This is a genomic window from Pleionea litopenaei (genome assembly GCF_031198435.1).
Lineage (GTDB): Bacteria > Pseudomonadota > Gammaproteobacteria > Enterobacterales > Kangiellaceae > Pleionea > Pleionea litopenaei.
The window spans coordinates 3284512-3297541 of record NZ_CP133548.1 but is presented as its reverse complement, the minus strand read 5'-3'; the positions used below and the strand labels follow the sequence as shown (position 1 = coordinate 3297541).

Genomic DNA, 13030 nt, shown 5'->3' with positions numbered 1-13030 from the left:
AGCCGCTTTTTTTTTATCGCTAGTCAGGCTATAGTTCAGCAATGATCGAATCTATTCTTCTAATTTCCCAGACTGCAAGTCTCGTCGCCTTGGTGTTGTTGTATTTCCAATTGCAGCAAAAAAAGAAGCAGTTATTGTCGTTGCAACGGATTGACGAAGCAACACAAGTCTTAAGTAAACATGCATTGCAAGCAGAACTCAATCAAGCATTTTCTGCAGCAAAACGCTATCAGCTACCATTAACGCTTGGAATAATATCTTTCTCAGAATTAGATTTATCCAATGCAAAACAACTAAAACAATTCAAACAAACAGCACAACACTTGAAGCGATTGTTGCGCTTAACCGATTGCTTAGGTCGTTACAGTGACGATACCTTAATGTTAGCCTTAACCCATACGAACACCCATGACGCACGAGCCGTGATTGAACGAATCTTTAATGACGTTTTAAAAGCCATCGATACGCCTGTGTTCGTTGGGATCAGTCATGTCACAGGACTGACGCCCAATTTAAAAAACCTGACTGAATGTTGCCAAAAAGCCCTTCAAAAAGCTAAAGATCAAGGAGTATCTGGGGTACAATACTTCACTGAAGAAACATTGCCTGAAGAATCACCCTCGAACTAGTTGGTTTATCACTCATGTTAGCTGCCCTCCGCTTGTTATGTTCCCTTTGTTTGGCTGTATCTTTGCTGTCCTGTTCATCTTCTGAGGACTATTTAAAGCTCTCCGGATCGACCATGGGCACCACTTACCATATTACTTACCACGGCTCTTCTAAAAACGCACAGCACATTCAGCAAGGCATAAGCCAGCGTCTTATAGAGCTCAACCAACATTTATCGACTTATATCGACAATTCAGATCTCATGCAATTAAACAACGACCATTCCGGACGTTGCGTACCGGTTACCTCCGATACGGCGCAAGTCGTTGCAGGCGCTTTAAAGATCAATCAGTTATCTGATGGTGCATTTAATCCTGGTCTTGGTCCATTAATCGAACTATGGGGCTTTGATCGAAAAGATACCGGGCATAAAATTCCAGAGCCAAAATCGATTCAAGACGCACTCTCTCAAATTAGATTTGAGAGCACTCTTGTCGATATGAGCGTTCCCTGCATCACCAAGAGCTCTCCAGAATTATTTATTAATTTATCCGCCATCGCTAAAGGCTATGGTGTCGACGAATTGGCTAACTTTATGGAGTCGCAGGGCATCGAGTCTTATATGGTTGAAGTGGGCGGTGAGTTGAGAATGCGCGGCCAAAGTCCGCGTGGAACCCCTTGGAATATAGCGATAGAAAGCCCAATCAGTGAAGCAAGAACAGTGCAAAAAATAATCAACCCAGATATAATGGGCGTTGCAACGTCTGGGGATTATCGAAACTACTTTGAAAAAGACGGTAAGCGATACTCCCATACCATTGACCCAACAACCGGCTACCCAATTGAGCACTCGTTAGTCTCAGTCACGGTACTCGCTCCCAGTGCAATGGAAGCCGACGGACTAGCAACCGCGTTTATGGTGCTCGGAGAAGCTCGGTCAATGGAGATTGCAAAACAGCAAAATATTGCAGCGTTTTTTATTCAAAAATCATCCGATGGCTTTGTGGAAAGTTTTTCGCCAAGCTTTGAGCCTTATTTAAAGAAGTAGGTTTTCAAACAATGCTCAGTTTATTTTTAATTACATTTGGTATTTTGATGCTGGTCATCGTCATTATGGCGGTCGGCTACATATTCCAACGTAAAACGATCACCGGCAGTTGTGGAGGATTAACCACCCTAGGCATTAAAAAGGTCTGTGATTGCGATGAACCCTGTGAAAAGCGTAAAGAGAGAGACCGTAAGGCTGCTGCAAGAAATCAACTAGAGATTGACATCAAGCAACAGTAAATTTAAAGAGTTAATCCCAGTTGACACCTATTTTTTCCATGGCTTGAAGCACGTTCGCGCGCGAAATCATACCGACGAGAACATTCTTTTCGATCACTGGAAAGCAGCGACAATTGCACTTTAAAAATCGTTCTGCCACATCAGCGATACTGTCATCTGGGTGGGCACTCATTACTTTATGGCTCATTCGATCACCAACAGACTCCCCCATATTTCCATTGTATATGGCACTCAAAACCACATGAAGACAATCTTTCTCAGATAAAAAACCAATCACTTCACGGTGTTCATCAACAACGGGGGCTCCGGTTAATCGATACTCAAGTAACGTCTCTACAGCTTTGAGGATATCTTGCTCTGGTTTAAGCACTATTGATGCAGAAGTCATATAATCGCGTGTTGTCACGGACTTTAACATTCACATTCCTCCCAGTTAAGGTGTTCCCAAATTTTAAGCACTTACAACATTGCCTGCGTCAGCTAATTCACTAGCGAACAAGTATTTCTCTTTTCGAACAATTATTTCTACTCGCCGATAGCAACTGAATCGCTTACTAATAAGTAAATCACAAAGTTTTGAATTTAACTAGAAATTGGCGTTTTTTTTATGTTGCGGAGCGCAAAATTGTCGCTCCGCATTGCCGCTAAGATAAGGCAGGATTAACTAAACTGCTCAACGACATTGGCTAAGCGTTGTGCACACTCTTTCACCGTACCGGCATCTTCACCTTCGACCATTACTCGAATGAGTGGCTCGGTACCCGATGGACGTAACAGTACTCGACCGCGATCACCGAGTTCTCGCTCAGCAACTTTAACCGCATCTTGAACTTCAGGAATCTCGAGCGGACGTACATCTCGCGACGATAAACGAACATTAATCATAGTCTGCGGGTATTTTGACATTCCAGACTTGAGTTCATTGAGCGATAATTGCTGCTTCGCCATTACAGCTAATACTTGCAAAGCCGCGACAATGCCATCGCCGGTCGTGGTCGAGTTTAAGCAAATAACATGGCCAGATGACTCGCCACCAATTAACCAATCATTTTCTTTTAGTTTTTCCATGACATAACGATCACCAACTTTCGCTCTGGCAAAAGGAATATCGTATTTTACTAAGGCTTTTTCCATGCCTAAATTCGTCATTAGCGTTCCAACGACTCCACCTTGGAGCTTACCGCGCTTTTTGGCGTCTCTTGCAATAATAAATAGCAGTTGGTCGCCATCCACTTGCTCACCTTTTTCATCGACCATCATGACGCGATCGCCATCACCATCAAACGCGATACCGAGGTGCGCTTTCTCGGCCAAAACCGTTTCTGCTAATTTACTCGTATCCGTTGCGCCGCAATTCTGATTAATATTCAAACCATTTGGCTTCACTCCAATACTAACGACTTCTGCCCCTAGTTCAGAAAAGACTTCTGGAGCTATGTGATAAGTCGCACCGTGAGCACAATCCAGCACGATTTTTAAGTTCGATAAATTAATTGAAGAAGGTATGGTCGCCTTACAAAATTCGATGTATCGGCCGCGAGCATCTTCTACTCGGCGAGCTTTACCGAGCTCAGACGAACCGACCGTTTGCATCGGCTGATCCAACATCGCTTCAATTTCTAACTCGACCTCATCAGGAAGTTTAAAGCCGTCTTCAGAGAAAAACTTAATTCCATTATCATTATATGGATTATGAGAGGCTGAAATAACAATACCAGCATCGGCTCGAAAAGTTCGTGTTAAATAAGCAATGCCTGGCGTTGGCATTGGTCCAAGCTGCAGCACATCAACACCGGCAGCAATTAATCCCGCTTCAAGTGCAGACTCAAACATATACCCTGAAATTCGGGTATCTTTGCCGATTAAAACCTTTCCACCATGACCTTTCCCTAACACTTTTCCAACCGCCCAACCGAGTTTCAAAGCAAAGTCTGGAGTAATGGGATACTCGCCGACCGTGCCACGAACACCGTCAGTGCCGAAATATTTTCTCTCGCTCATTTTACTTACTCACAATTTCTTAGTTTTAATCTTCTAAAGTTAATAGTGCATCAACCAACTTCATAGCGTCCACGGTTTCCGATACATCGTGAACACGAATAATATTAGCGCCTTGATAGGCCGCAATAACCGCCGCAGCGACACTCGCAGAAACTCGATCCTCAACTGATTTCCCCGTGATTTCACCGAGCATAGTCTTGCGTGAAATACCCACTAACAATGGTAACTTCATCTGCTTAAATTGAGAAAGGTGGCGCAACAACTGCAAATTATGTTGCAGTGACTTACCGAAACCAAACCCAGGATCAATCGAAAGCAGCGCTCGAGACAGCCCAGCGGCTTCACAGTCTTGAACACGTTGCGCTAAAAACGCCATCACGTCGAGAATAACATCTTGATAACTGGGAGCATGCTGCATCGTCCGAGGTTGTCCTTGCATATGCATAAGGCAAACTGGTACCTGGCACTCAACCGCCGCCTCTAGCGCACCCGGAGTTTGCAGTGCTCTAACGTCGTTAATCAATGACGCCCCAGCATTCACTGCGGCTCGCATAACCTCAGGCTTGCTGGTATCAATTGAGACGGGTATTGCATATTCGACAAGCGCTTCGACTAAAGGAATAACTCTATCGATTTCTTCTTGCACACTGACCTCAGCTGCGCCAGGACGCGTCGACTCGCCACCCACATCAATGATGTCTACGCCATTACTTATCATTTCCTCTGCGTGCGCTAAAGCTTTATCGCGGCTATTAAAATGACCGCCGTCAGAAAATGAATCTGGAGTCACGTTTAAAATACCCATGACTTGCAAAGATTTTCGAGTGTAGAGAGAGTGCATAATATTAAATCCGTTTTCGTTGCACCTAATTATCTCAGAAATGAAAAAAGGAGCGCAATGCGCTCCTTACTTTTACTCGCAAATTAATGCTCGCTCGCTGGACCACCGATTGGGCGGGACGAGCTATCTGATGGCGCCGTTCCCGACGGCGTGCTATTTGATGGACCACCCCGATCATCCCAACCTTCGGGTGGTCGTGGCTCTTTTCCATCCATAATATCGTCGATTTGATGAGCATCAATGGTTTCGTATTTCATCAAGGCTTTAGCCATCGCATGAAGTTTATCTTTATGATCTTCGAGGATTTTCTGCGCCCGCGAATAATTGCGGTCAATGATTTCACGCACTTCTTCGTCAATCGCTTTCATCGTCCAACCTGAAATGGACTTATGTTGCGTCACCGAACGACCCAAGAACACTTCACCTTCGTCTTCGGCGTAGCTCAAAGGCCCCATGCGTTCAGATAAGCCATAATGCGTCACCATATTTCGAGCAATCTCCGTCGCTCGTTGGATGTCATTCGAAGCACCCGTTGTGACGCCTTCTTTGCCATTAATCATTTCTTCAGCAATACGTCCGCCATACAATGAACTGAGCATGCTTTCGAGCTGTTCTTTGCTCTGGCTATACTTATCTTCTTCAGGTAGGTACATAGTGACCCCCAAAGCTCTGCCACGCGGAATGATACTGACTTTGTAAACCGGGTCGTGCTTAGGCACTAAACGCCCAACGATGGCATGACCCGCTTCATGATAGGCCGTGTTGAGCTTTTCTTCTTCACTCATGACCATCGACTTACGCTCGGCGCCCATCATAATTTTATCTTTCGCTTTATCAAACTCTTCCATCGACACCGTACGACGATTCGCTCGAGCAGCAAACAGCGCCGCTTCGTTTACCAAGTTTGCTAAATCGGCACCTGAGAATCCAGGTGTTCCTCGCGCAATGACTGCCGGTTCAACATCGTCACCTAACGGTACTTTACGCATGTGAACCTTCAAAATTTGTTCGCGACCGCGAATATCTGGCAATCCAACAACCACTTGGCGATCAAATCGGCCCGGTCTTAATAACGCAGGATCCAACACATCAGGACGGTTGGTCGCAGCGATAACGATGACGCCTTCTCCGCCTTCAAAACCATCCATCTCAACCAGTAACTGGTTAAGCGTTTGCTCACGCTCATCGTGACCACCACCTAATCCAGCACCGCGATGACGTCCGACAGCATCAATTTCATCAATAAAGATGATACACGGAGCATGCTTTTTAGCTTGATCAAACATATCTCGAACACGCGATGCACCGACACCGACAAACATTTCAACAAAGTCTGAACCAGAGATCGTAAAAAACGGTACTTTCGCTTCACCTGCAATCGCTTTGGCTAATAAGGTCTTACCTGTTCCTGGCGGGCCTACCATCAAGACACCGCGAGGAATTTTGCCGCCTAAACGCTGAAACTTCCCAGGATCGCGCAAGAAATCGACTAACTCTTCAACCTCTTCTTTCGCTTCTTCGACCCCAGCGACATCGGCAAAGGTGGTTTTGATCTGGTCTTCACCCATTAAGCGAGCTTTGCTTTTGCCAAAGGACATCGCGCCTTTGCCACCACCGCCCTGCATCTGGCGCAGCATGAAGATCCAAAACCCGATGATGAGAGCCGTAGGAAGCAAATACAATAGAATGGTCCAGAAGCCGTTGCCGTCATCGAGCTTCTTACTCTCTACTTGCACTTTTTGCTTGTCCGCACGCAATAGCAGTTGCTCATAAGCAGCACTTGCTGGCGGCAATACCGCCGTGCGAACCGTGCTGTCGTTGAGCTTCACCTTCGCTTCTTGACCTTGAATAACAACGGAGGCAACGCTCCCATTATCAATGTCTTGCAGCAAATCACTGTACAAATACTCTTGGTTTTGAGACGGGCCCGTGTTCAAGCCCTTAAAGACTGCCACCAAAACCACCGCTATCACGGCCCAAAGTAATAAATTCTTCGCCATATCGTTCAAGTTAACGACCTCATTTCACATTTCATTTGGGCATTATTACCGACTGAGAGTGGGTGTCAAACCGTTATTCGTAACAGTTTTCGATCCATTGACACAAACTACTTGTATCATCTCTGCTCATCGATCTATTCAGCCACGAAAGCCTTTAGCCAATATATAAACTTCACGCGAACGAGCCCGCGAAGCCTCTGGCTTCCTTATTTTAACGCTAGAGAACGCCGATCGGACCTCAGCTAGGTATTGATCGAAGCCTTCTCCTTGAAAAATCTTTACCACGAAGCCACCTCCTTTTCTAAGCACTTGACGTGCCAGATCGAGCGCTAGCTCCACTAAATACATCGCGCGCGGCTGATCAACCGCGTTCATTCCACTTATATTGGGGGCCATATCAGATAAAACAAGGTCTGCTTTGTGCTCTCCCATCGCATTTAAAAGTTGATTCAGCACGGACTCCTCACGAAAGTCACCTTGAATAAAATCAACGCCGGCCAATGCGTCCATGGGAAGAATATCCAGCGCAAACACGCGGCCTTTGTCGCCAACTTTCTCAATGGCCAATTCAGACCAACCACCCGGGGCTGCACCAAGATCGACCACCGTCTGGCCTTTTTGAAACAGCCGGTCTTTTTGATCCATTTCATCGAGCTTAAACAAAGCTCGCGAGCGACGACCTTCAAATTGTGCTTTCTTGACGAAAGGATCGTCAAAATGTTCTTTTAACCAACCTTTGCTGGTCTTACTCCGGCCCACGTACCATCAACCTCAATCTCGAATAACTAGAAATAATATTATATCGTATCTAGCAAATCAGGTAGAATAATAACTTACTCCAGTTGAGATGACTCGAGTTATTGAGGAGAATTCATTCATGAAGTTAACTACATCACAAGTTCGTTATTTACGCTCGCTGGCACACAGCTTAAAACCTGTGGTAATGGTTGGAGCGAACGGTATTACTGAAGGTTTGTTAGACGAGCTCAGCAATGCTTTGGCGACGCACGAATTAATCAAAGTAAAGGTCCGGGCTGAAGAGCGTGAAGAAAGAGATGAAATCATTGAGCTATTATGTCGAAAGTCTGGCGCTCAAAACATCCAACGTGTGGGCCATGTTCTTACGTTGTTCAAGCGTAATTCTGACAAGCCTAAAATCAACTTACCGAAATAACACGCTGACTAAATCAGTCGACGAACCAACCCCCACCACTGTCCAACACTTAAAATACCTTTCAAAGCTGCACTAACATAGGTCAGTGCAGCAGCGGTTAAAACTTGTTCAGCGCATTTTATTTGAGCTTCATCTAAGTATTCACCGTCACGCAATAAAGGAAGGGCTCTTTTAAAGCTCGCATCCCATTCAACAGGTAAGGTAATAAAGTGCATTAACACCGAGAAAAGCATATTACTTAACCCAACGAGAATCAGCATGCCAGTGATGATTGGTGAACGAGTGATCAGGGCAGAAAAAGGAGCGAGCAAGAAAGCAATCGCTCCTAGCTGCTGTAAAATTAAAGCCACTTTTGCCAGTCGAGTACGCCACAATAAGGGCCGAAAACCTGTCGCATGCTGTAAAGCATGGCCAAACTCATGAGCCGCCACAGCAACCGCACTTAACGAGCGTCCAGAAAAGTGCCGTGGCTCTAGTCGAATTGCTCGGTCAACAGGATCATAGTGATCACCTTGTTGAGTTTCTTCAACCGTGAGTTCTAACTTAAACCTCGCGGCCAAATGCTCCGCCAGTTCACCTCCTGTTCCTGGCAGATTCGAATTATCTACTCCATGCTTTTTGAGCGTATGTTTGACCCACCATGCAGGACCGAGCAAGAGTAGAACTACGACAACAATTAAAACGATCCAAATCAACGGTGCCTCACATTTACTAGCAATTTAGCTTAAACATTACTGGCCAAATAATGCCATTGAGCCGCCCAGTTTTCCGTTGGCATGCGTTTAAAGCCGCTGCGCACAAACTGTTGGATCTTGCCTTCAGCCATCGCCAAAACAGCGTTTGCAATAACACCTGCATCCAGATGATCGCTCCGCTCAGCCATTCGGCTACTGCGAATAACTTGCTTAATTTGCGTCTCAATGCGATCAAAAAACTGCACCACTCGCTCTCGTAGGCGATCTTGCTCTCCAATTAACGCATCGCCGGTTAACAGCCGACAAATTCCAGGATTCTTTTGCGCAAACCCAAGCAATAGTGCAATGATCATTTGCGTTTTCTCTTCTGCTGACTTGCTCTCTGCTACGATCTTTGTCACCCGAGAAAAAATACTCTCTTCAACAAACTCTAATAATCCCTCAAACATTTTAGCTTTACTGGGGAAGTGACGATATAAAGCGGCTTCAGAGACACCAACTTCTTTCGCCAGAGAGGCGGTTGTAATCCTTCCACCCACTTCGGTTTCAAGCATATGAGCCAGACATTGCAGAATTTCTTGGCGGCGCGAGCCACTCTTTTTAATTGCAGGCATAGTGATCTCGCTCCTTAAAATGGTACTTGCAGTGAACTATCGAGTGCCAGAATTTGCTCTCTAAATAAGTTTTTAATTCGATCAAGGCTTTGTTGCGTATCGGCTTCAAATCGGATTACCAAACACGGTGTCGTATTTGAAGCTCTGACGAGTCCCCAGCCATCATCAAAGTCAACACGAATACCATCGGTCGTGTTAATTCTACCATTGCCAAAATCACCGACTTTGGCCAGCTTGTTGACGAAGTCGAATTTACGAGTATCTGAGATGGTCACATTGAGTTCTGGTGTTGCTTGACTGTTCGGGAGCGCTGCAAAAACTTCAGCAGAAGAACGCACATCGCCTGCTAGAATCTCGAGTAACCGTGCCGCAGTGTACAGAGCATCATCAAAACCGTACCAGCGCTCTTTGAAGAAGATATGTCCGCTACACTCACCCGCTAATAGCGCTCCGGTTTCTTTCATCTTCGCTTTGACTAAACTATGACCGGTTTTCCACATGATCGGACGCCCACCATGCGACGATATGACGTTTGGTAAGTGACGGGTACACTTCACATCGAAAATAATATCGGCCCCTGGGTTACGCGAAAGTACATCGATGGCGTACAGCATCATTTGTCGATCTGGCCATACAATAGTGCCGTCAGAAACGACAACCCCAAGGCGATCACCATCACCATCAAACGCAAGTCCAATATCGGCCTTTTCAGACTTCACCATATTGATTAAATCTTTCAGGTTTTCTGGCTTACTTGGATCAGGGTGATGATTTGGGAAGTTTCCATCCACATCACAATAAAGCCCAATAACCTCGCAGCCTAAGCCTTGCAAAAGGCGAGGTGCGATATTTCCAGCAACACCATTGCCACAATCAACCGCCACTTTTAGCGGCTGTGCTAACGCAACATCAGCGGTTATTTGACCCAAATAATCGGGAACTAAATTACGCGAATCTTCAGAGCCTTTACCACTGACAAACTCACCATTTTGAATACGCTTGTACAGTTTATAAATGCCTTCTTTAGCCAATGTCTCACCCGCAATGACCACTTTCAGACCATTATAATTCGCTGGATTGTGACTACCGGTAAGCATGACTCCTGATCGAGTATCTAAATAATTGGTCGCAAAATATAAAACGGGTGTTGGCACTTCACCGATATCGATGACGTCACGGCCACTGGCTTTCAACCCCTCTTTCAACGCATTAATCAATGTTGGGCCAGACAGTCTTCCGTCACGAGCTACAACAACTTTCTGCTCACCACGATCAAAGGCCTCACTACCAATTGCTTTGCCTATCTCTCGAACAACCTCAGGTGTTAATTGCTGATCCACAATTCCTCGAATGTCATAGGCTCGAAAAATACCTTCTGGCACAGAAACAGCGGTTGAGGTTTTTGAACTCGCATTATTTTTATCGCCCAAGGGCTCAGTGATTGAAGGCTTAGTGTCAGTCACCTCTTCAACGATGAGGTCATCATCTTCTCCGGCTTGACTGTTACCGACGCCAGTAAAGCCACTGCGGACTAAAGTCATCACTAGATCACGGAAAAAATCGATTTGGAACGAATTTGATGAGTCTTTCAATTTTCGAGGTGAATCAATCAATAATTTTGCCAGCTCTCCAGTGTCGGTTCGTACACTGTGTTGAATGACTCTAAATGCATTGATAGATGAAATACCCGCGACGATTAAAATAACGATCACACCACCAATAAAGAAAAATAATTCCGATTGCCCAGAAAATTCTGACCGATTTTGAGGCCAAAACGCAACTTGCCAATTTGAATTTTCAGCTTCACCAACAGCAATAGGTTCCCCCTGTTTAAAGCTTACGTTTCCTTGACTGCCGACAACTTGAGAGTTGTTATAAAAATTCTGCCATACCTCGACATAGCCCGGCGTGCGATGAATTTTCTTAATCGTGTCAGATATTATCGTTTGATCAAGTCCTAATAAAACAACGCCGATTACTTCACTACCAGATTTTATCGGAGCCATAAGCGCGACAAACTGTTCAGGAGTTCCAGGAGCAATGACTTCAGGATGAAAATCTTTATCTTTAGCTACTTTTCTTATCGAATCGAGCACTGCATTGGTAATCGGAGGGTTTGAAGCTAGGTCTTGCTTGATAAGATCAGGGGATACAATTTTAACGCCCAGAGAATAGGGTATTTGACTTGAGATTCTTTGTTCAAAAGCTGCCAACTTGGCTTGATCATTATCGGCCATTGCCACAACAAGCTGACGATCTTTAGCAAACTCTTCGATAAAGTCTTTAGACGTTTCAAGTTTTACTAAAATAGAATCGATATAACTTGTCAATGCAGTGTTTATAAACATTTCATTCTTTTTTGCACTGGGCCCTGCAACCACTAAATAGTATTGCAAAATAGCCACCAAACTAATGATTAATAATGAAAATGTCAGGTAAGGTACTCCAAGCTTTAAGATCGACTTGGCACCTTTAAGGTGTTGCGCCTTTTTGGGCTCGTTACTCGATTGAGCTTTTACTTTTCTTTTCACAGTTTATCCTTATGGCACCTTGCTTATTAGCCAAGATTTTTCTGAATTAAATAAACCAGCTGACTCGCAATTTTATGCTTACAGCATTGTTGTAAGACTTCAGTTCTATCGTTCTTAAAAAAAACCGTTACAGCATTTTCATCAGAGTCAAAACCTATCTTTCCGTTCGCGACATTATTTGCGCAAATCATATCTAGATTTTTACGTTTTAACTTGTCTTTTGCATAATGTTCTAATTTTTGGGTTTCCGCAGCAAATCCAACGCAAAATGGCCGCTGTTTTAATTCAGCAACCGTTTGTAATATATCGGGATTCTTTACAAAATCGACGTGCAACTCTTGTGTATTTTTCTTAATTTTTTGTGCGATGAATTCTGCTGGGCGATAGTCTGCGACGGCCGCACAACCAATAAAAACACGAGCATCAGAAATATGTTCCATCACTGAATCCAACATATCTTGAGCTGATTTCACTTTAATCAAGTTCACTGCTGGCGGAGCCTCTAAACTCACTGGCCCAGAGACTAAGGTAACTTTTGCGCCAAGTCTTGCGGCCGCTTTTGCTAGCGCAAAGCCCATTTTTCCAGAGCTATTGTTTGACAAAAAACGCACCGGATCAATTTGCTCGCGGGTAGGTCCCGCAGTGATCACCCAATGCTGTCCTTGCAAGGTATCTTGTGCAGGGTAAAGAACATAATCGACAATTTCTAATGGCTCCAACATACGGCCAAAGCCAACATCGCCACACGCTTGTGCCCCTGCAGCAGGACCAATAATTTGAACGCCACGTTGCCGCAATACGGATAAATGTTGCTCCGTCGTTGGCGCTTTCCACATCTGCTGATTCATGGCAGGCGCAATGGCAACCGGCGCCGCCGTTGCTGTGACTAAAGTGGTTAATAAATCATCGCTCAACCCAAGCGCTAACTTTGCGATGGTATTGGCCGTGGCGGGTGCAATGAGTAGTAGGTCAGCCCAACGGGCCAACTCAATATGACCCATTGCCGCTTCCGCCGCAGGGTCAAACAATTCAGTATGCACCGGATGCCCAGATATTGCTTGAAAGGTGAGTGGTGTCACGAACTCTGTGGCGGCTTTGGTCATTACGACACGAACATGGAATCCGTTGTCTTGTAGTCGCCGACACAACTCAACACTTTTATAGGCTGCTATGCCGCCAGAGACCCCGAGTAAAATATTCTTCATTGACAGTCCAATTCCGTCATTATTGCTCTTATTACATCGCTACAACCATAGATTCGAAGCGCGCTCTTGAGGC

The 13030-nt window shown here is 45.0% G+C and carries 13 protein-coding genes; 4 read left to right on the top strand and 9 right to left on the bottom strand.

Annotated elements, in window-relative coordinates:
* Positions 1-41: 41 nt before the first annotated feature.
* The 3 genes from Q9312_RS14845 to nqrM all read left to right on the top strand — a co-directional run bounded on the left by Q9312_RS14845 (position 42) and on the right by nqrM (position 1896).
* Entirely contained in the window at positions 42-629 is a 588-nt protein-coding gene (locus tag Q9312_RS14845; protein WP_309201642.1) for a diguanylate cyclase domain-containing protein, read from the top strand.
* A gap of 113 nt (positions 630-742) precedes the next feature.
* The gene (locus Q9312_RS14840) at positions 743-1657 is read left to right on the top strand and encodes an FAD:protein FMN transferase (protein WP_309201641.1); all 915 of its coding nucleotides are present in this window, start codon (positions 743-745) and stop codon (positions 1655-1657) included.
* An 11-nt stretch (positions 1658-1668) separates the two neighbouring features.
* Positions 1669-1896, top strand: coding sequence for a (Na+)-NQR maturation NqrM (gene nqrM / locus Q9312_RS14835; protein ID WP_309201640.1), 228 nt, complete (start codon positions 1669-1671; stop codon positions 1894-1896).
* A 10-nt stretch (positions 1897-1906) separates the two neighbouring features.
* Here the strand turns inward: nqrM and Q9312_RS14830 are convergent, their stop codons facing one another.
* The 5 genes from Q9312_RS14830 to rlmE form a co-directional block, all read right to left on the bottom strand.
* Positions 1907-2314 (bottom strand): CBS domain-containing protein, encoded by a 408-nt coding sequence (locus Q9312_RS14830; protein ID WP_309201639.1) that lies wholly within the window; start codon positions 2312-2314, stop codon positions 1907-1909.
* A 242-nt stretch (positions 2315-2556) separates the two neighbouring features.
* The gene (glmM, locus tag Q9312_RS14825; protein ID WP_309201638.1) at positions 2557-3897 is read right to left on the bottom strand and encodes a phosphoglucosamine mutase; all 1341 of its coding nucleotides are present in this window, start codon (positions 3895-3897) and stop codon (positions 2557-2559) included.
* Between the two features lie 25 nt (positions 3898-3922).
* Positions 3923-4738: a dihydropteroate synthase gene (gene folP / locus Q9312_RS14820; RefSeq protein ID WP_309201637.1), complete on the bottom strand. Its 816-nt coding sequence runs from the start codon at positions 4736-4738 to the stop codon at positions 3923-3925.
* Between the two features lie 83 nt (positions 4739-4821).
* The gene (ftsH, locus tag Q9312_RS14815; protein WP_309201636.1) at positions 4822-6738 is read right to left on the bottom strand and encodes an ATP-dependent zinc metalloprotease FtsH; all 1917 of its coding nucleotides are present in this window, start codon (positions 6736-6738) and stop codon (positions 4822-4824) included.
* Positions 6739-6876: 138 nt separating this feature from the next.
* Positions 6877-7497, bottom strand: coding sequence for a 23S rRNA (uridine(2552)-2'-O)-methyltransferase RlmE (gene rlmE / locus Q9312_RS14810; RefSeq protein ID WP_309201635.1), 621 nt, complete (start codon positions 7495-7497; stop codon positions 6877-6879).
* 118 nt (positions 7498-7615) lie between these two features.
* On the opposite strand from rlmE, the gene yhbY reads away from it, so the two are divergent.
* Positions 7616-7912 (top strand): ribosome assembly RNA-binding protein YhbY, encoded by a 297-nt coding sequence (gene yhbY / locus Q9312_RS14805; protein ID WP_309201634.1) that lies wholly within the window; start codon positions 7616-7618, stop codon positions 7910-7912.
* Positions 7913-7920: 8 nt separating this feature from the next.
* Here yhbY and Q9312_RS14800 read toward each other — a convergent pair whose 3' ends face one another.
* From Q9312_RS14800 to coaBC, 4 genes are read right to left on the bottom strand one after another with little or no spacing between them, the layout of a single operon-like run.
* A complete protein-coding gene (locus Q9312_RS14800; RefSeq protein ID WP_309201633.1) occupies positions 7921-8607 on the bottom strand; it encodes a zinc metallopeptidase in 687 nt (228 codons plus the stop codon).
* A 29-nt stretch (positions 8608-8636) separates the two neighbouring features.
* A complete protein-coding gene (gene slmA / locus Q9312_RS14795) occupies positions 8637-9221 on the bottom strand; it encodes a nucleoid occlusion factor SlmA (protein WP_309201632.1) in 585 nt (194 codons plus the stop codon).
* A 14-nt stretch (positions 9222-9235) separates the two neighbouring features.
* Positions 9236-11752: a phosphomannomutase/phosphoglucomutase gene (locus tag Q9312_RS14790; protein WP_309201631.1), complete on the bottom strand. Its 2517-nt coding sequence runs from the start codon at positions 11750-11752 to the stop codon at positions 9236-9238.
* A gap of 26 nt (positions 11753-11778) precedes the next feature.
* On the bottom strand, positions 11779-12957 hold the full coding sequence (gene coaBC / locus Q9312_RS14785; RefSeq protein WP_309201630.1) for a bifunctional phosphopantothenoylcysteine decarboxylase/phosphopantothenate--cysteine ligase CoaBC: 1179 nt from the start codon (positions 12955-12957) through the stop codon (positions 11779-11781).
* Between the last annotated feature and the right edge of the window lie 73 nt (positions 12958-13030).